Origin of the sequence: Corynebacterium sp. Z-1 (genome assembly GCF_031844665.1) — a bacterium.
Lineage (GTDB): Bacteria > Actinomycetota > Actinomycetes > Mycobacteriales > Mycobacteriaceae > Corynebacterium > Corynebacterium sanguinis.
Window position 1 is genome coordinate 1,493,393 of the sequence record NZ_CP134621.1, and the last position, 18,856, is coordinate 1,512,248.

Annotated in this window: 18 protein-coding genes; 10 read left to right on the top strand and 8 right to left on the bottom strand. The window is 66.1% G+C overall.

The genetic code is table 11. The features are described 5' to 3' along the window. The first annotated feature begins 17 nt into the window (after positions 1–17). Both mnmA and RIU96_RS07320 read left to right on the top strand, forming a co-directional pair. The gene (gene mnmA / locus RIU96_RS07315) at positions 18–1,097 is read left to right on the top strand and encodes a tRNA 2-thiouridine(34) synthase MnmA (RefSeq protein ID WP_259790421.1); all 1,080 of its coding nucleotides are present in this window, start codon (positions 18–20) and stop codon (positions 1,095–1,097) included. 2 nt (positions 1,098–1,099) lie between these two features. Next, complete coding sequence (locus RIU96_RS07320; RefSeq protein WP_136653563.1) at positions 1,100–1,945, top strand: uroporphyrinogen decarboxylase/cobalamine-independent methonine synthase family protein; 846 nt, start codon at positions 1,100–1,102, stop codon at positions 1,943–1,945. 375 nt (positions 1,946–2,320) lie between these two features. Here the strand turns inward: RIU96_RS07320 and RIU96_RS07325 are convergent, their stop codons facing one another. Further along, positions 2,321–2,992, bottom strand: a complete 672-nt coding sequence (locus tag RIU96_RS07325) for a 3'-5' exonuclease (RefSeq protein ID WP_259790418.1) — start codon at positions 2,990–2,992, stop codon at positions 2,321–2,323. A 25-nt stretch (positions 2,993–3,017) separates the two neighbouring features. On the opposite strand from RIU96_RS07325, the gene ligA reads away from it, so the two are divergent. Next, positions 3,018–5,036, top strand: a complete 2,019-nt coding sequence (gene ligA, locus RIU96_RS07330) for an NAD-dependent DNA ligase LigA (protein WP_136653559.1) — start codon at positions 3,018–3,020, stop codon at positions 5,034–5,036. Here ligA and RIU96_RS07335 read toward each other — a convergent pair. The 5 genes from RIU96_RS07335 to RIU96_RS07355 are packed head-to-tail and all read right to left on the bottom strand — an operon-like array spanning position 4,987 to position 8,316. Beyond that, a complete protein-coding gene (locus tag RIU96_RS07335; protein WP_144742035.1) occupies positions 4,987–5,274 on the bottom strand; it encodes a hypothetical protein in 288 nt (95 codons plus the stop codon). The two genes, ligA and RIU96_RS07335, sit on opposite strands and share 50 nt — an antisense overlap. After that, positions 5,271–6,287, bottom strand: coding sequence for a serine hydrolase domain-containing protein (locus RIU96_RS07340; RefSeq protein ID WP_136653557.1), 1,017 nt, complete (start codon positions 6,285–6,287; stop codon positions 5,271–5,273). The genes RIU96_RS07335 and RIU96_RS07340 overlap by 4 nt, the downstream gene beginning before the upstream one ends. Beyond that, positions 6,287–6,778 carry a winged helix-turn-helix domain-containing protein gene (locus tag RIU96_RS07345; RefSeq protein ID WP_136653556.1) on the bottom strand — a complete coding sequence of 164 codons (492 nt, stop codon included), beginning with the start codon at positions 6,776–6,778 and terminating at the stop codon, positions 6,287–6,289. The genes RIU96_RS07340 and RIU96_RS07345 overlap by 1 nt, the downstream gene beginning before the upstream one ends. A gap of 40 nt (positions 6,779–6,818) precedes the next feature. After that, positions 6,819–7,607 carry a CPBP family intramembrane glutamic endopeptidase gene (locus RIU96_RS07350; RefSeq protein WP_144778813.1) on the bottom strand — a complete coding sequence of 263 codons (789 nt, stop codon included), beginning with the start codon at positions 7,605–7,607 and terminating at the stop codon, positions 6,819–6,821. Between the two features lie 43 nt (positions 7,608–7,650). After that, positions 7,651–8,316: an ACT domain-containing protein gene (locus tag RIU96_RS07355; RefSeq protein WP_136653552.1), complete on the bottom strand. Its 666-nt coding sequence runs from the start codon at positions 8,314–8,316 to the stop codon at positions 7,651–7,653. A gap of 101 nt (positions 8,317–8,417) precedes the next feature. On the opposite strand from RIU96_RS07355, the gene gatC reads away from it, so the two are divergent. The 7 genes from gatC (at position 8,418) to gatB (ending at position 16,197) form a co-directional block, all read left to right on the top strand. Beyond that, on the top strand, positions 8,418–8,717 hold the full coding sequence (gene gatC / locus RIU96_RS07360; RefSeq protein WP_144778811.1) for an Asp-tRNA(Asn)/Glu-tRNA(Gln) amidotransferase subunit GatC: 300 nt from the start codon (positions 8,418–8,420) through the stop codon (positions 8,715–8,717). A gap of 2 nt (positions 8,718–8,719) precedes the next feature. Continuing rightward, positions 8,720–10,204, top strand: a complete 1,485-nt coding sequence (gene gatA, locus RIU96_RS07365) for an Asp-tRNA(Asn)/Glu-tRNA(Gln) amidotransferase subunit GatA (protein ID WP_259790402.1) — start codon at positions 8,720–8,722, stop codon at positions 10,202–10,204. After that, complete coding sequence (locus RIU96_RS07370; RefSeq protein ID WP_259790399.1) at positions 10,176–11,510, top strand: MFS transporter; 1,335 nt, start codon at positions 10,176–10,178, stop codon at positions 11,508–11,510. Before gatA ends, RIU96_RS07370 begins: the two co-directional genes overlap by 29 nt. Before the next feature lie 10 nt (positions 11,511–11,520). Further along, positions 11,521–12,552, top strand: coding sequence for a 6-phosphofructokinase (locus RIU96_RS07375; protein ID WP_136653546.1), 1,032 nt, complete (start codon positions 11,521–11,523; stop codon positions 12,550–12,552). Positions 12,553–12,582: 30 nt separating this feature from the next. Next, a complete protein-coding gene (locus RIU96_RS07380; protein WP_311204819.1) occupies positions 12,583–13,542 on the top strand; it encodes a bile acid:sodium symporter family protein in 960 nt (319 codons plus the stop codon). A gap of 4 nt (positions 13,543–13,546) precedes the next feature. Beyond that, complete coding sequence (locus RIU96_RS07385; RefSeq protein WP_136653542.1) at positions 13,547–14,131, top strand: GNAT family N-acetyltransferase; 585 nt, start codon at positions 13,547–13,549, stop codon at positions 14,129–14,131. A 566-nt stretch (positions 14,132–14,697) separates the two neighbouring features. Next, complete coding sequence (gene gatB / locus RIU96_RS07390; protein WP_311204820.1) at positions 14,698–16,197, top strand: Asp-tRNA(Asn)/Glu-tRNA(Gln) amidotransferase subunit GatB; 1,500 nt, start codon at positions 14,698–14,700, stop codon at positions 16,195–16,197. Here gatB and RIU96_RS07395 read toward each other — a convergent pair. Together RIU96_RS07395 and RIU96_RS07400 are read right to left on the bottom strand one after the other, a co-directional pair. Further along, positions 16,194–17,615 carry a YkvI family membrane protein gene (locus RIU96_RS07395; protein WP_136653538.1) on the bottom strand — a complete coding sequence of 474 codons (1,422 nt, stop codon included), beginning with the start codon at positions 17,613–17,615 and terminating at the stop codon, positions 16,194–16,196. The genes gatB and RIU96_RS07395 overlap by 4 nt on opposite strands. Positions 17,616–17,704: 89 nt before the next feature. Beyond that, entirely contained in the window at positions 17,705–18,763 is a 1,059-nt protein-coding gene (locus RIU96_RS07400) for a glutathione S-transferase family protein (protein ID WP_311204821.1), read from the bottom strand. Positions 18,764–18,856 lie beyond the last annotated feature (93 nt).

Consider the following 18,856-nt stretch of genomic DNA (forward strand, 5'->3'; position numbering starts at 1 on the left):
AGGGTACACTGCCGCTCATGCGGGTCTTGGCAGCGATGAGTGGCGGCGTCGATAGTTCGGTGGCGGCTGCCCGGCTTGTCGACGCCGGACACGACGTCGTCGGCGTCCACCTCGCTCTGTCGCGCGACCCCCAGGCTACCCGCGAATCCGCGCGCGGCTGCTGCTCGCTGGAGGATTCCGCCGACGCGCGCCGGGTCTGCGACAAGCTGGGCATCCCGTTTTACGTGTGGGACTTTTCCGACCGCTTCAAGGCCGACGTGATTGACAACTTCGTCTGGTCCTACGAAAACGGCGAAACCCCCAACCCGTGCCTGCGCTGCAACGAGAAGATCAAGTTCGCCGCCCTGCTCGACCGGGCGCTCGCGCTGGGCTTCGACGCCGTGGCCACGGGCCACTACGCCATCGTCGACGACGAGGGCAATTTACGACGCTCCGTCGACCCGCTCAAGGACCAGTCCTACGTCCTCGGCGTGCTCACCCGCGCCGAGCTCGACCGCTGCGTCTTCCCCGTCGGCGATACCGAAAAGCCCCAGATCCGCGAGGAGGCCAAGCGCCACGGGTTTTCAACGGCCTCGAAGCCTGATTCCTACGACATCTGCTTCATCCCGGACGGCAACACGCAGGCGTTCCTGGGCCGCTCGATCGGCATGCGCCCCGGGATGGTGGTCGACGTTGACGGCACGCAGCTGAAGGAACACGACGGCGCGTTCCAGTACACCATCGGTCAGCGCCGCGGGCTCAACTTACGCGTTCCAGCGGCCGACGGCCAGCCTCGCTACGTCACCGACATCGACGCCGCCACCGGCGTGGTCACCGTCGGCCCGCGCGAGGCGCTGCAGGTGCGCGAGATCCGCGCCGATCGGCTCAAGGTCCTGCATCCGTCGATGCACGGCGAGTTCGAGGCCAACGTGCAGATCCGCGCCCACGGCGGGGTCGTCGGCTGCACCGCGCGTGTCGAGGGCAACGAGATGGCACTTGAGCTGCACTCGCCGCTCGAGGGCGTGGCGCGCGGCCAGGCTGCGGTTTTGTACCTGCCCGACCCCGACGGCTTGGGTGATGTGGTGCTCGGCTCCGGGACGATCTGCGCGACGGCGTAATCATGACTGCATTTGGCCTAGGAGAGTTGCCCGGCACTGACCTAGTTAAGGCCGCCGAGATCGTGGTGGGGGAGAGCCCCACGCCGCACATCCCGCAACTGCCGGACCGCGGCCTGGGCTCCGACCTCATTGGGCGCACTGCCGCGCTGTTAGACATCCCGATCGACCGCGGGCCGCGCTCGTGGCGCGTGGCCACCCAGCACCGCGCCGCCAAGGACCAGATGGCCCGCGACCTCGACGTTCTCGAGGAGGTCTGGGCGGGCCAGGTCAGCGAGGTCAAGGTCCAGCTCGTCGGCCCGTGGACGCTCGCCGCGCGCATCGAAATGGCCAATGGGCACCGGATGATCACGGACCCCGGGGCGCTGCGCGATGTGACGGATGCGCTGCGTGAGGCTATCGGGGCGCATCGGGCGGACGTCGAGAAGCGGTTTGGCGCGCGCACGATCCTGCAGCTCGACGAGCCCGCGCTCCCCGACGTCATGCAGGGGCGGCTGCCGGGCGCGACCGACTTCGAAACCATCCGTGCGGTGCCCGAGCCGCATGAGCGCCTTTCGCTTTTCGACGCCCACCTGCTGCACACCACCGCGCTCGTTGACGCCGACTGGCTGACGGTCGATGTTGCGGCGCTCGACGCTGCGGGGAAGGACCGGGTGGCGGCGCTTCTTGAGAACGGGACGCGGCTCGCGATCGCGCCGGAGGAACCGAAGCGAGTGTTGCGGTTCCTCGATGAGCTGCAGATCGACCCGGCTGCGGTGGGCCTCGACGTGTGGGCGCGGCCGGCTGGGACGCTTAGCGATGCAGCGGCAAACTACCGCGAGGCGCGCGAGATGTGGGAGGGGCTGCGCTGATTCGGGGTCTGCGTAGTTTGGCGGGGTTCATTCGTTGCGCGGTTGGTTTGTTGGGTAGGGCGCTTGCGTCCGCGTAGTTTGGACTGCGCAATTTGGCGCGGGGGTGGTTGTAAAGTCCCAGGTCGCGAGTTGCCCCGATCCGTAAATTGCGCAGTACAAACCGCGCAGTCGCCCAGACGAGCCGACCAGCCCCGTCCGCGCAGTATGGACTGCGCAATTTAGCGAACCGCGCCCACAAAGTCCCTGGTCGCGGGTCGCTCCGATCCGTAAACTGCGCAGTACAAACCGCGCAGTCACCCAGACGAGCAGACCAGCTCCGGTCCGCAAACCGAGCAGTACAATCCGCGCAGACCCCAACCCAGCCGGACCCGCCCCCTAACCCTCCATCGGCCAGCTCAGCGTCACCCCGGACGCATCGCGCCCGCGGGACTCAAAGTACGTCTTCAGCTCGCTGTTGGACGTGTAGTACTGCACGGCCTGGTACTCCATGAGCTCGCCGAAGGACATTTTGGCAAGCTCGGGCCACATGCGTACCTGCTTCCAGGCGATGCGGGCGGCGGCGGTGGCGTCGGAGGTGGCTTCGTGGGCGTTGTCGAGGCGCACGCCGTAGAACTCGCTGAGCGCACCGAGGTTGCGCTTGCCTTTGCGGTAGCGGTCTTTGGCTCGGTCGATCACGAGCGGGTCGTACACGGGGCCGTCGACGGTAAAAGTGCCGGTCAGGTGCCGCAGCACAGTCAGGTCGTAGGGAGCGTTGAACACCACGAGGGTGAGCCCGTCCTCCCAGCCTTTGCGGATCGCGGCGACCGTTTCGTCGAGCACCTCGTCGTGCGGGCGGCCCTCGGCGCGCGCCTTTTCGGTGGTGATGCCGTGGACGGCAGCTGCTTCTTCCGGGATCTCCACGCCCGGGTCGGCGAGTTCCTCCGAGGACGTGACGGTGGGGCCGTCGATACGCACGAGCGCGGAGGTGACGATGCGTGCCTCGCCTGGGTTGGCCGAGGTTGTCTCCAGGTCAAAGGAGAGCATGCGGGATGCGTCGAACGATGCCATGCCACTAACTCTAGACTGGTGCACTGTGAGCGACATTTCCGCAGACCTGCACCGCCAGTGGGACGACCTTGCCAGCCAGGTGCGTCACCACCGCGACCTGTACTACAACGGCCAGCCGGTGATTTCCGACGCTGAATTCGACAAGCTGTTCAACAATCTCGTCGCCTTCGAGGAGGCCCACCCGGAGCTGGCCGTGCCGGAGTCGCCGACCAAGGAAGTCGGCGCTCCCGTCTCCAGCGCGTTTGCCGACGTCACTCACCTCGAACGCATGATGAGCCTGGATAACGTGTTCTCCGCGGAGGAGCTCGCCGACTGGCTGGCCAAGACGCCGGGGCCGTACCTGACGGAGCTGAAAATCGACGGGTTGTCGATCGACTTGGTTTACGAAAACGGCGAGCTGGTTCGCGCCGCCACGCGTGGCGACGGCCGCGTCGGCGAGGACATCACCGCCAACGCCAAAGTCATCCCCGATATCCCGCACACCCTCACTGGAGACTTCCCCGAACTGCTAGAAGTCCGCGGCGAGGTGTTCATCCGCCCCGAGGACTTCCCCGAGCTTAACGAGCAGCGCATCGCCGAGGGTGGCAAGCCGTTCGCCAACCCGCGCAACACCGCCGCGGGCGGGCTGCGCCAGAAAAACCCCGAGGACGTGAAAAAGCGTAAGCTGCGCATGATCTGCCACGGCATCGGCGCGCGCGAGGGCTTTGCCCCGCAGACCCAGTTCGAGGCCTACGAAAAGCTCGCCGAGTGGGGCCTTCCGGTCTCCGAGTACACGCGCCGGGCCGAGACGGCCGAGCAGGTTCAGGAGTCAGTGAACTACTGGGCCGAGCATCGCCACGACGCGATCCACGAGATGGACGGGGTGGTGATCAAGGTGGACTCCGTCGCTACGCAGCGTTCTCTGGGCGCGACCTCGCGCGCGCCGCGCTGGGCGATCGCGTACAAGTACCCGCCGGAGGAGGTGACCACGAAGCTCCTCGACATCGAGGTCTCGGTTGGGCGCACCGGCCGCGCCACCCCGTTCGCGGTGCTGGAGCCGGTGCTCGTCTCCGGCTCCACGGTGTCACTGGCGACGCTGCACAACCAGCACGAGGTCAAGCGCAAGGGTGTGCTCATCGGCGACACGGTCGTGATCCGCAAGGCCGGCGAGATCATCCCCGAGGTGCTGGGCCCAGTTGCGGACCTACGCGACGGCAGCGAGCGCGAGTTCATCTACCCGAAGGACTGCCCGGCGTGCGGCACGGAGCTCGCCCCGGCGAAGGAGGGCGACGCGGACTGGCGCTGCCCGAACACGCGCTCCTGCCCGGCGCAGCTGTCGCAGCGGCTCAAGTACCTGGCGTCCCGCGGTGCCTTCGACATCGAGGCGCTCGGGGAGAAGGGCGCCCAGGACCTCATCGCCTCGGGCGTCCTCGTCGACGAGGGCGACCTGTTCGACCTCACCGAGGAGGACTTGAAGAAGTCCAGCGCGTACACCACCAAGGCGGGCAACGTCAACGCCGCAGGTAAGAAGCTGCTGGCCAACCTAGACACCGCGCGCGAGCGGGAGCTGTGGCGCGTGCTCGTCGCCCTGTCGATCCGCCACGTCGGGCCGACCGCAGCCCGCGCGCTCGCCGCGCGCTACACCTCCATGCAGGCGCTTATCGACGCCCCCATCACCGACCTCGCCGACACCGACGGCGTGGGCCTGGTCATCGCGCGATCCTTCAAGGACTGGTTCGAGGAGCAGTGGCACCGCGACATCGTAGACAAGTGGGCCAAAGCCGGTGTGCGGATGGTCGACGACACCACCGACGCCGCTCCGCAGACCCTCGAGGGGCTTACCGTCGTGGTGACGGGAACCCTGGAGAACTTCTCGCGCGATGAAGCCAAGGAGGCGATTTTGGCCCGCGGCGGCAAGGCGGCTGGCTCCGTGTCGAAGAAGACGAGCTACGTTGTCGTTGGCGAGAACGCCGGCTCGAAGGAGGACAAGGCCCGCGAGCTGGGCGTGCCGATCCTCAACGAGGCGCAGTTTGAGCAGTTGCTTGCAACCGGCTCGCCTGCGTAGCGACGCACTTGCTCACGGCAATTCCGACAGCTACGGCTGCGAGCAGCGACAATACCGGCCACACCCAAAACGGCACGGCCTCGTGCCAATCGATGGCCCGGGAGAGCAGCAGGACAACGGCCACGGTAATCACGGGGCCGATCAGGCCGCTGAACGACAGTTCGGGCCGGCGCCACGCGCGGACGGCTTCGATGGCCAGCGCTACAGCGCACACGGCGAGGAGTAGGTAGCTAATCATTGCTGCTGTGTCCCTTCGAGGTCTTCGAGTAGGTCCACGGCGAGCTCGTCGACCCACATGCTGCTGGTGTTAGCGACGAACACGGCGGCTTCGTGGTCCGGGGACCACACGAGCATGGTCCTGAAGCCACCGGTCCCGCCGTTGTGGAAGGTGTACTCGGTCCCGCCGATCTCCCGGTGGCTCCACCCGTACTCCGGGCGGCCGTGGTCGGCGACCCACTGGGCGTATTTCGCCATATCCGCCGGGGTGGAGCGGATCGCGCCCGCCGGGGCCCAGCCGTCCATGTCCCAGGGCTCGGCCGGGCGGCCGCTCAAGCCGAGTCCGCGCGAGCTGTCCTCGCCTGAACCGGAAGTCGCCAGGTGCGTCTCCGTCATGCCGGCGGGCTCGAAGATCGCGGTGCGCAACAGCTCTTCGTAGCTCATGTCCGCGTTGCGGGCGAGCAGCTGCCCGAGCAGGGCGTGGCCGTAGTTGGAGTAGTTGCGCTCGCCGCGGTCATGAAGCTCGGCTTCAGCGGCGTAGGAGAGGATGTCGTCGGCGGTCGCGTCGCGGTAGGGGTTGGCGTTGGTCAGCGCCACGGCCACGCGGTTGCTGAGTAGCTCGGACGGCGCGGAGCTCAACCCGGCGGTGTGGTTGGCCAGCTCTTCCATGGTGACGTCGGCGATCGGGGTGCCGGGGACGTCGATAAGCTCGCCGACTGTTGTTGCGAGGGTGATATCGCCGCGCTCAATCTGCTGGCGCAGAAGCTCGGCGTTGAAGGTTTTGGTGATGGAGCCGATCTCAAATTCGGTGTGCTCGTCGGCGCCGAGACCGCCGAAGCGCACACCGCCGTTGCCGAGGTAGAACGCGGCGAGCTCGTGGTGCCCGGGGTCGGCGTGGGTGCGCAGGGCGTCGGAAACGGACGCGTCTCCGGTGGTTTCTTCTCCCAAGGTGATCGGGCGGGGCCCGAGGAGAATCATCACAGCCAGCGTGACAATCGCGGCGAGGCCACCAGCGGCCACAGACGACGGCTTCATCAGTGGGCCTCGCACGCTGTGATGATCGCCATCAGTGGCACGACGCGGGCGGGGGGAATGGCGAAGCTGCCGTCGTGCTTGGTTACCCAGCCTGCGGCCTGGAGCGCGCTCAAGTGGTGGTAGGCGGTGCCGGGGGAGCTGGCGATGTGCTCCTCGACGAGCTCGGTCACCGTGGCCGGGGAGGTCAGGAGGCGACGCATGATCTCTCCGCGAAGCGGGTTGGCGAGGGCGGACAGGCGGGAAATCTCTTCCTCCCACTCGCTGTCGGTAACCCAGTGGGTCGGGCGCGTCCACTCGTACTCGTAGTGGCGGCCTCCCGTATCCACGACGCCGCCGAAGGTGACGGCGCCGTCGACGAGGTCCGTGTTGGCCTTGAGGGAGTCGATAAGAGCGAGGGCTGCGGGCTGCGGGTTTTCGGGTTCTAGTCGGGCTTCGAGTGCGGCAACGCGCCGCTCGAGGTCGGCGGTGTGCTCGGTGATCGCGGTTTCCATAAGTTTAGAATGGCAGAATTATGGACTGCTGGCAACGTGTCTATTCCGCGGCCGCCCTGGGCGCGAGCACGAGCGTCGCTACCAGGAGCGTCACGCAACTGGCACCAGCGATAACCCAGTAATCCACGGGACTAGGGCCCGTGGGGAACGCGATGAGGTTCAACGCGGTAAGCGGAACGGCGTGGGCAACAACGGCCGGCCACGCCGACCCGTACCGGTGGGAGACGGCGCTCAGAAAAAGGCCCAAGGGGAAAAGGGTGAGCGTCGACGTTATCGCCGCGTCTGCGGGCAGCGTCCCCTGAGCCACCATGGTGGCGTGGAGCGGAATGTGCCAGATCACCCACAAGCACGAGATGGCCGAGGCGAAACCCCAAAAACCGAGGCTGGAAAGACAAGAGTGGAGGAAACCGCGCCACGCGGCTTCCTCCCCAAGCGTGCTCAGGGAAAAGATCAGGGCGTAAGGGACGATGAGCAGTATCGCCTGCAGATAGAAACCGCTGGGCTGGGGTTCGCCGATTCCGCCGAGCATCACGCTGCCCGCCGCAATGGCGTAGGCGATGAGCAAAGCGCACACGGCAACGAGGCTCCCTACCAGCGCTGTGCGCCACGACGTGCGCAGTCGGAACCAGGTGGACAACCCGCGTTTACGAAAGGCGAGAAGGACCGCAGCCGCGACGAGAGCGGGGATCCACCGCGCGACAATGACAAACCAGTTGGGAATGACGGCATCGAACAGCAAAAACACTGCGCACACCGCCGTGATGGCGATAAGGACGGCGACGGCAAAGACCGCGGCCATGGAGTAGTTGGCGCTCTTTGGGGGCTGCACGGGTGAAGCGTAACAATTTCTTCACCGACGCGCTGGGGATCAGCTACCGTAGCATCGCGCCGATGATGTGGCCCAAGTCCCGGATTTGCGTGACCTCGGAGGCGAGGAAGTCGGGGCCACCAACGCGTCCGACGACGAGCACCAGGTCCGTGCCGGCCAGGGGCGTGATCGCCAGTGTGGTGTCCAGCAGCCACCACGACTCCGGCACCCAGGTGTCGGAGTCGCGCTGCAAGATCCGCGCCGTGGTGACGTCGACGAGCGTGGGCTTGGAACCGTCGTCACCCGGCGCCGCCTGGGAGGCCGCGACGCGCTCCAGCCCCTCGGACGTGTCGCGCAGCACCACCGCCCACGACGACGTCATGGCCTGCGGCATCACGCTGACCAGCTCGTGGGCTGCGGCGGTGACGTCGCCCGTGGTGTCGGCGATTCGGGCGAGCATCTGGATCTGGCCGCGGCGATCCACCGTGCCCGTGAACGGGCGAATCGAGTCGACCTCCGCGCCCTCGATTGAGCTGGCTGCGGTGATGAGGGCGTCGACAAGCGTGCCCGTAGGCAGCTCGACGACGATGTCATCGGTGACTACCCCCGCGCGATCCATCTGAACGATGTCCACGGATCGAATGTCGGCATCGATCATGCCGAAAGCCTCGGCAAGCTCGCCGAGGCTGCCCGGGACGTCCGGCAGGTGGACGCGGATGAGGTAAGACATAACACAAGTTATATCACCGCGCCCAAACACCGCCCCCAACCGGAGTGTCTGGGCCGTGACGTAAGATGAGGTCGTTTTCATCTCCAAGGTTAGGAAAGACATTGTCCGAAATTTCCAGAGACGAGGTCTCGCGCATCGCGCGTCTGGCCCGCATCGCGCTGAGCGATGAGGAGCTCGACCAGATCGCGCCGCAGCTCGACCACATCGTCGACGCCGTGTCCAAGGTGCGCCAAGTCGACACCGAAGGCGTGACGCCGATGAGCCACCCGCACTCCATCGACGTCGGGATGCGCGAGGACGTGGAGAAAAAGACGCTGACCCAAGCGCAGGCGCTGGACCAAGCCCCTGCCGTGGAGGAAGAGCGCTTCGTGGTGCCGCAGATTCTGGGAGAAGGGGACTAACCATGACCAACTACGTCATTCCCGCCGACGGGCTCATCGCTCTGCCCGCGCACGAGCTCGCCGCCAAGATCCAGGCCGGCGAGGTGACCTCGCGCGAGGTCACCCAGGCGTTTGCGGACCGCATCGCGGAGACCGACGCGGAGTTGGGCGCGTTCCTCCACGTCAGCGCAGACGCCGCGCTCGCCGCCGCCGACGCCGTCGACGCCCAGGTCGAAGCCGGTCAAGCCCCCGCCTCCGCGCTGGCCGGCGTGCCGTTGGCGCTGAAAGACCTGCTGGTGACCACCGATGCGCCGACCACCGCAGCATCCAAGCTGCTGGAAGGCTACATCAGCCCCTATGACGCGACCGTGGTAACCAAGCTGCGCGAAGCTGGCATCCCGATCATCGGAAAAACCAACTTGGACGAGTTCGCGATGGGCTCCTCCGGTGAGAACTCCGCCTACTACCCGACGAAGAACCCGCACGACATCACCCGCGTGCCCGGCGGCTCCGGCTCCGGCACCGCGGCCGCGCTGGCTGCCGGGCAGGCGCCGCTGGGCATCGGCACGGACACGGGCGGCTCGATCCGCCAGCCCGCGTCCCTGACCGGCACCGTTGGCGCCAAGCCGACCTACGGCGGGGTGTCGCGCTACGGCGTGATCGCCAACGCCTCCTCGCTCGACCAGGTCGGCCCCTGCGCCAATAACGTGCTCGACACGGCGCTGCTGCACGAGATCATCGCCGGCCACGACGAGTTCGACGCCACCTCCGTCGACCGCGCGGTCCCGCCCGTGGTCGCTGCAGCGCGCGAGGGCGCCTCGGGCGATCTCAGCGGTGTGAAAATCGGCCGCGTCAAGCAGTTCGCCCGCCCCGGCACCCAGGACGGCGTCAACGAGGTCGTCGACGCCGCGTTCGCCCAGCTCGAACGCCAGGGCGCGGAGATCGTCGAGGTCGACTGCCCCAACTTCGACAACGTCATCGGCGCCTACTACCTGATCCAGACCTCCGAGGTGTCGTCGAACCTCGCGCGTTTCGACGGCATGCGCTACGGCCAGCGCCGCGGCGACGACGGCTCCCGCTCGGCCGAGGAGGTCATGGCGCTGACCCGCGGCGAGGGCTTCGGCGACGAGGTCAAGCGCCGCATCATCCTGGGCACATACGCCCTGTCGGTGGGTTACTACGACGCCTACTACCTGCAGGCGCAGCGCGTGCGCACACTCGTTGCCCGCGACTTCGCCCGTGCCTTCGACAGCGTCGACGTCATCGCCGGCCCGTCCGTGCCCACCACGGCGTTCAAGCTCGGCGACAAGGTCGACGACCCGCTGGCCATGTACAACTTCGACCTGTTCACGCTGCCGCTGAACCTCGCTGGCCTGCCCGGCATGTCCGTGCCCGCGGGCACCGCCCCGGATACGAACCTGCCCGTCGGCCTGCAGATCATCGCCCCAGCCTTCGAGGACGACAAGATGTATCGCGTCGGTGCAGCCTTTGAAGCCGGACGCCGCTAGCTCGCCAGTCTCTGCGCTTGCGGCGCTTGCCACGGGCTACCTCCTGATCATGGTCGATCAGGGGATCATGCCCGTACTCACACCGCACCTGCCCTTCGGCGTCGGCGCGGCGGTGTGGCTGACCAGCGTCTACCTCATCTGCACCGTGGTGCCCATGCCGGTTGCGGGCCGCCTCGGCGACCGCTTCGGTCAACGCCGCATCTTCATCGCCGGCATCGCGCTCTACCTCGGCGCGCTGTTGCTCGCCGCCGCGTCGTGGTCCCTGGCCTCGCTCGTCGCGGCCCGCGCGCTCCAAGGCCTCGGCTGCGCGGCATTTTTGCCCCAAGCCTTCGGCATGATTAACCGGTTCGTGCCTAACGACCGGCGCGGCAGAGTCTTCGCGGTGTGGGGCGTCGTCGGCTCCGTCGGCTCACTGCTCGGACCCATCCTCGGTGGCATCCTCGTCGGCGCCGGCTGGCGCACAGCCTTCGCCGCCCAGGCCGCAATCGCGCTGGTCGGCCTCGTCTTGGCGCTTAAGTTTCTGCCCCAGCTGCCGGTCTCGCCCGCGCGTATCGACGCCCTGTCCACCGCCCTCTCCCTCGCCGGACTCGGCGCACTGGTCTACGGTATCCAGTTCCTGGCCTGGGCCCCGGCGTTCATTGGCGCGGCCCTGCTCGCAGTGTTCTTAGCTATCCAGGCGCGCGGGGGAGACGACGCGCTGGTGCCGGTGCGACTGTTTTCGGACGGCAACTTCGCGGCGGGCACGTTCGGCATTGCCACGATGGGTTTCGCCGTGGCTTCGATGTTCATCCCTGTGATGTATTGGCTGCAGGGCGTGGCCGGGGTGGCGTCGACAAGCGCTGGCCTGCTCACGGCGCCGATGTCGCTGCTCGCGATGGCGCTGACTCCGTATGCCGGCGAGCTCAGTGATCGGGTGAGCCCGCGCGTGCTGTCGGCGGTGGGGTTCGGGTTTATGGCCGCGGGTTTGGGGCTCGCGTGGTGGGTGATGCACACGGGCGCGCCTGCACTGCTCTTCGCCGCGGTGACGTCGCTGCTCGGCGTGGGCAGCGCGTTTGTGTGGGCGCCGAACGCGACAACCACCATGCGGTTCGTGCCCGATCAGGCGGCAGGTGCCGCATCGGGGCTGTACAACACTGTGCGCCAGGTCGGGTCCGTGCTGGGCGTGGCGCTGGTGGGGGCAGTGCTCGCCGGCGGCGATGTTTCCTCTACCGCGGCCCCCGCGATCGTGTTGCCGCTGACGGCTATGCTGTTGGGGCTTGTCAGCACGGCATTCCTGCGCAGGGACGTGACCGCCAAAACCCGCTAGGGTATACACCATGCGACTTGCCACACTCACATCAGGTGGAGACTGCCCGGGGCTCAACGCGGTGATCCGCGGAATTGTCCGTACCGCCAGCTCTCAGTACGGCTCCACCGTGGTCGGGTACCTAGATGGTTGGGTCGGCCTCATCGAGGACCGCCGGATCGACCTTTACGACGACGCGTTCATCGACTCGATCCTGCTGCGTGGCGGTACGATCCTGGGCACTGGCCGCCTCCACCCGGACAAGTTCAAGGCGGGACTGGACACGATCAAGCGCAATCTTGACGACGCCGGCGTCGATGCCCTGATCGCCATCGGCGGGGAGGGCACCCTCAAGGGCGCGAAGTGGCTCTCCGACAACGGCATCCCGGTCGTCGGCGTGCCCAAGACCATTGACAATGACGTCGCGGCGACCGACTACACCTTTGGCTTCGATACCGCAGTCAGCGTGGCCACTGACGCCATCGACCGCCTGCACACCACCGCGGAGTCGCACAACCGCATTCTCATCGTCGAGGTTATGGGCCGCCATGTCGGGTGGATCGCGCTGCACGCAGGCATGGCCGGCGGGGCGCACTACACCGTGATCCCGGAGCAGCCCTTCGACATCGCGGAGATTTGCAAGGCGATGGAGCGGCGATTCCAGATGGGGGAGAAGTACGGCATCATCGTCGTCGCCGAGGGCGCGGTGCCCAAGGAGGGCACGATGGACGCGGGCCTGGGCGAGGAGGACGAGTTCGGCCACAAAACGTTCAACGGCATGGGCCAGATCATTGCCGACGAGATCAAATCGCGCTTGGGCTACGACGTTCGCACCACCGTCCTTGGGCACATCCAGCGCGGCGGCACGCCAACCGCCTACGACCGCGTGCTGGCCACACGTTACGGCGTCAACGCCGCGCGCGCTGTTCACGAGGGCAAATTTGACACCTGCGTCGCGCTGCACGGCGAGAACATTGAGCTGGTGCCGCTCGAAAGCGCGGTGGCGCACCTGAAGCAGGTGCCGGAGGGCCGCTACCGTACGGCCCAGACCATGTTTGGGTAGTTCCAGCTGTTGGGACTAGCATCCCATGTCATGGACAGCTCACAGGATCTCCGCGCCGATCGCTCCGCCTACATCGCTGCGCTCGGCTTCCCGCTGCTCGTCATCGCGGGCGGCGCGCTCGGCTACTTCGCCCCGGCGGTGATCGAGCCGATCTCTGGGTGGACAACCTGGCTGCTCGGCATCGTCATGTTCGGCATGGGCCTGACCCTGCGCCCGGTTGACTTCGCCCTCGTCGCGCGCCGCCCCTTGCCCGTGCTGATCGGCGTAATCGCGCAGTTCGTCATCATGCCCGCGCTCGCGGTGGCTGTGACCTTCCTGCTCGGCCTGCCGAAGGAGATCGCGGCGGGCGTGATTCTGGTCGGCTGTGCGCCCGGCGGCACCTCATCGAACGTCGTTAGCTATCTTGCGCGTGGCGACGTCGCCCTGTCCGTCACCATGACCTCGGTGTCGACGCTGCTGGCCCCGCTGATCACCCCGGTGCTGACCCTGTGGCTGGCGGGGCAGTACATGCCGGTCAGCGCCTCATCGATGGCGCTGACCATTCTGAAGATGGTGTTCGTGCCCGTCGTTCTGGGCTTGGTGCTGCGGACGGTGGCTCCGAAGGTGGTGGAGGCTATCCTGCCGGTGCTGCCGTGGATCTCCGTCGTTGCAATTTCGACGATTGTGGCGATCGTGGTCTTCGGCTCCCGCGACAAGATCGTCGAGGCGGGCCTGATCGTGCTCGCGGCCGTGGTGATTCACAATATGGCCGGGCTGGTGCTGGGCTACCTTACCGGCAAGCTCACCCGCCAACCCGAACCCGTCAGCCGCACCATGGCCATCGAGGTGGGGATGCAGAACTCCGGTCTCGCCGCCACCTTGGCCGCGACCTACCTCAGCCCGCTCGCGGCGCTGCCCGGGGCGGTGTTCTCGGTGTGGCACAACCTTTCCGGCGCCATCGCCGTGCTCATCGCCCGCCGCGTGGACGAGCGCGCCGCACGTAAACTTTAAAAGCATGACCTCGACACCGAACCCGCGCGAGGCGGTGACCATGCACAACCGCTTCATCAGCTTGGAAGCGCTCTCTGCCGCCCACGCCGCAGACCTGCGCGCCGCCGTGGGGGACTTGGGCACAACCTGGTACGTCGATCACGTCCCTGCGCCCGACGGGGTGGATGCGCAGATCGAGTTCCTTACCGGCAGCGACAACTACGTGCCGTGGGCAGTGCTTCGCGACGGCCACGCCATCGGTGTGACCTGCTTCTACAACATCGACCAGCGCAACCGGCACTGCGAGCTCGGCTACACCTGGATCTCCCGGGACGCTCAGGGCGGCTTGGTCAACCCCGCGCTCAAGCTGCTGGTTCTCACCCGCGTCTTTGAAGAGCTCGGTTTCATGCGCGCGGAGTTTCGCTGCCACTCGATGAACATCCAGTCGCGGCGCTCACTGGAAAAGCTCGGAGCCAAGCACGAGGGCACTTTACGACGCCACCGAGTAATGAACAACGGCACCGTGCGCGACTCGTGCATCTACTCCATCCTCGACTACGAGTGGCCAGCGGTGAAGTGCGGGCTGGAGGCGCGGCTGTCGCGGGGGTGACGCCCGTGTGTCCTTTTCGGGTCAGCATTGCGGTCTTAGGTTAACGTGCGGTGAACTGGGTTTGAGGTCGTGGTCTGCCCGGGGGACGTGTCTCGGTATGTCCCTTTCGAGTCTGCATTGCGGACTCTGGTTAACGTGCGATGAACGCCAGTGCCCAGCCCCGATCCATGCCCACACTGCGAAGCAGCCGGTTTCTCCCCTTCGAGTCTGCACTGCGGACTCTGGTTAACACGCGGTGAACGTCGCTCGGGTCGGGGCTCACCCCGCGAAGTCGTCCGCCTCTCCTTCCCGAGTCCGCACTGCGGACTTTCGTAAACGTGCGCTGAACGGCGCTCGAGGCCCTTGTCCGCCTTGCGGAGTAGCCTCACCCACCGGTCAGCCTCTCCCTTTCGACTCCACATTGCGGACTCCGGTTAACGAGCGGTTAACGTGTCCACCGCCGCCATGGAAACCAACCCGCGGCTGCAAAGACTAAAACCCCCGACCATCAAAGACGCCGCGCCACCGCACCCCACCTACGCCCTCCATTGCCGTCGCGCTGAGCGCGGCGAACTAGACTGTCACCCATGACTGCCTACGACCTGATGGATTTTGACGACGTCCTGGAGAAGTACGACCCCGTGATGGGTTTGGAGGTGCACGTCGAGCTGGCGACGGAGACGAAAATGTTCTCCACCTCGTCCGCGCATTTCGGGGCGGCGCCGAATAGCAATATCGACCCGGTCTCGCTCGGCCTGCCGGGTGCGCTGCCTGTCGTCAACGCCAAGGGCGTGGAGTGGGCCATCAAGATCGGCCTGGCGCTGAACTGCACGATCGCCGAGAGTTCGCGGTTCGCGCGAAAGAACTACTTCTACCCGGATCAGCCGAAGAACTACCAGATCTCGCAGTACGACGAGCCCATCGCCTACGACGGCTACCTCGATGTGCTGCTTGACGACGGCACCGAGTGGCGCGTCGAGATCGAGCGCGCGCATATGGAGGAAGACACCGGCAAGCTCACCCACCTCGGGTCGGCTTCCGGCCGCATCACGGGTGCCACCGCCTCGCTGGTCGACTGCAACCGCGCGGGAATACCGCTGATCGAGATCGTGACCAAGCCGATCATCGGCGCCGGCGAGCGCGCCCCCGAGGTAGCCAAGGCCTACGTAAGCGCACTGCGTGAGTTGGTCAAGGCCCTCGGCGTGTCCGACGCGCGCATGGATCAGGGCTCCATGCGTTGCGACGCCAACGTGTCGCTGCGGCCCATCGGCCAGGAGAAGTTCGGCACCCGCACCGAGACGAAGAACATCAACTCGCTGAAGTCCGTCGAGCAGGCCGTGCGCTTCGAGATGCAGCGCCAGGCCCAGGTGCTCGACAGCGGTGGGGAGATTGTCCAGGAAACGCGCCACTACCAGGAGAAGGACGGCTCCACCTCCAAGGGCCGCCCCAAGGAAGAGGCCTCCGACTACCGCTACTTCAATGATCCCGACCTGCCCCCGGTGATCGCCAAGCCGGAGTGGGTCGACGAGATCCGCGCGACTCTGCCGGAGCTGCCGTGGGTGCGACGCGCTCGCATCCAGGAGGAGTGGCAGCTGCCGGAGAAGGAGTTCCGCGACCTCGTCAACGCCGGCGCGCTGGACCTGGTCGTCGATACCGTCGAGGCGGGAACCACCCCCGACGAAGCGCGCGCGTGGTGGGTGTCCTACATCATGGCCAAGGCCAACGAGCAGGGCAAAGACCTTGACACGATTGGCGTGAGCCCGGCGGATGTCGCGCGCGTCGTTGCGCTGGTGAAGGAAGGCAAGCTGACCACGAAGCTTGCGCGCCAGGCCATCGACGGCGTGATTGCGGGCGAGGGCAGCGTTGATGAGGTCGTCGAGAAGCGAGGGCTAGAAGTTGTTCGCGACGATTCCGCGATCGAGAAGGCCGTCGACGAGGCGCTGGCGGCCAACCCCGACATCGTGGAAAAGTACCGCGCCGGCAACAAGAAGGTTACCGGCGCGATCGTGGGTGCCGTGATGAAGGCGACCCAGGGCAAGGCGGATCCGGGCCAGGTTAACCGGCTGATCGCCCAGAAGCTGGGCTAGTCGCCCTGCCCGGCCTTATCGGCCGGGCGCACGGCGGGGAAGCTGCCGGTCTTGTACACCTCGTCGTAGGCCCTCCAATCGATGGGGGCGTCGGTGGTCGGCTCGGGCGCGCCTTCGTATTCCTTGGACTCAGGGTCAAGGGCGGGGGTCTCCTCCAGCGAGAACTCACTCGCAGGATCGGCATCCAGAGTTGCCGCGACCTCTTCCTGCACCGACTGCCACAGCGTGTTCTCCTCAACGTGCGACTGAGCGGCGAGCTCTTCCACCTCCGCGCGCTGGTTGTCAGTGAGGTCGCGCTCGGTCGGGTCCAGCGCCTTCTCTGCTAGGGCGGCGAGGCGCTCGCGGCGCTGCGTCTCGTTCTTGATTAGCGTGCGGTCCCTGAACCACACGAAGACCATCACCGCGATAAGCACCATGCCGAGGTAGCCCAAGATGGGGTAGACCCAGCCGAGCAGGTCCGCGAAGCCGATGAAGGACAGGGCGAAGCCGATCAGCACCACGGCGAAGTAGATCGGGCGGAAGCGGCTGTGGTTCGTGGCGGACATCCGTCGCGCCATGGCGTAGAACATGCCGACGGCGGTGTTGTAAATCATCAGGTAGATCACCAGCGCGACCACCACGCCGACGGCCGGGTGCATGTTGTCAAACACCATCAGCAGTGGCAGGTCTGCACCGAAGACGTCCTCAATGTTGGCGAAGATGATAAACGCCAAGATCACCTGCAGCGTGGAAAAAATGATGCCGCCAATCAGTCCGCCGATGCCCGCCTCGCGCGGGTTGAGCTGCGAGCCCGCAATGACCAGGATCATGGAGACCGCGACGATGGTGCACATGGCGGCGTAGTTCAGAGCGGACAGCAGCCAGTTGTTGCCCACACCCGAGGCGGGTGCGTTCTGCATCGCGAGCTCGTTGATCGCGGAGAAGTTATCGGGCATGTTGAGGATGGTCACAACCAGCGCGCCGAGAACGGCGAGGATGAGAAACGGCGTGATCGACGAGATCACGTTGGTCAACCGGTCGATGTCGAGGAACCCGGAGGCGAGGAGCGCAACGGTCATGATTGCCGCGCCGGCCCACGTCGGAAAGCCAAACTGCTGCTCCAGGTTGGAGCCCGCGCCCGCGACCATGACGAAGCCGATGGCGAACAGGGTGATCATCGTGGAGACATCCATGAACCGCGCGACCACGGGGTGGGAGACCGACTTGAACACGGCGCTGTGGTCGTCGGCCAGGAAGTAAGAGCCGAGCTGGAAGAGTGTCGTGCCCACAAGCACGATGACCAAGCCGGCCACGATCGTGCCGACGATTCCCCAGTAGCCGAACGCGAGGAAATACTGGATTGTTTCCTGTCCGGACGCAAATCCCGCGCCAACGAGGAGGCCGACGAACGCGAGCGCGACCTTGACTGCTCTTCTCATGAAGTTTCAAAACCTGCTTTATGAATTAAAAGGGGCACATTACAACCCGTATATGCTAGCAAAGGCCCCGGACAGCTGCTCGCGAAGCGCTAGAGCTGGAAGGGTTCCGGGTTTTTGACTTCCTCGCCCTCGCGCACCGGGCGGGGCGCGGTAACCCCCTCGGCGTAGGGGGAGCCGCCAAAGCGGTTGCGGTCGTGCTGCTCCACCAGCCAGCCGAGCTCGGGGCCGAGCGGGACCACGCCGGTGGGGTTCACCTCGGCGTGCGTGATGTAGTAATGCTGCTTGATCTCGGTGAAGTCGGTGGTGTCACCGAACCCGGGAAGCTGGAACAACTCCTGGAGGTAGCCGCGCAGGTTGGGCATCTCCGCGATCTTGGTGCGCGACGCCTTGAAGTGGCCGTAGTAGACGGGGTCGAAGCGCACGAGGGTGGGGTAGAGGTAGATGTCAGCCAGCGTGATCTGGTTGCCCACGAGGTAGCGTTGCTGGCCTAAGCGTTCTTCCAGCCAGTCCATGTTCTCCCACAGCTCGTAGTAGGCCTCCTCGTAGGCGTCTTGCGAGGCCGCGAACCCGCAGCGGTAGACGCCGTTGTTGACGTACTTATATACCCGGTTGGACACCTGGTCGATCTCCTCGCGCAGCGCTTCCGGGTAGAGGTCGGGCGCGCCCTCGCGGTGGAACTCTGTCCACTCGTTGTTGAAGTCGACGGGGATCTGCTTAAACCAGTTGGTAACCACCTTGTTCGTGCCAACCTCCACGATGGCGGGCACGGTGATGCCCTTCGGGTAGTCGGGAAAGCGGTTCTCGTAGGCCTCCTTGAGCTTGTGCAGGCCCGTGACCGGGTCCTTCTCGCCCAGGTCGACATCGAAAACCCACGAGTCCGCGTCGTGGGTCGGCCCGGCCAGCCCGAGCGAGATGGCGTCTTCAAGCCCGAGCAGGCGGCGCGCGATGATCGTGCGGTGGGCCCAGGGGCAGGCTCGCGCGGCCATGAGGCGGTAGCGGCCGGATTCGACGGGCCAGAGCTCGCCCTTTCCGGCATGCTGCTTATCGACGTCCGCGACAATGCGGTCCTCGATATAGGTCGTGTCGCGCTCGAAGGCGCCGTCGGTCGAGGCGTTCTGGGGTGCGTTTGTCCACTGTGACTTATCCATAAACCCAGTCTCCCCGAAATAAAGTGATTGATCAACAAAACTTGACGGTGGCGCGCCGATTCCGCTTCGGCGCAAACCACACCCTCTGGCCTA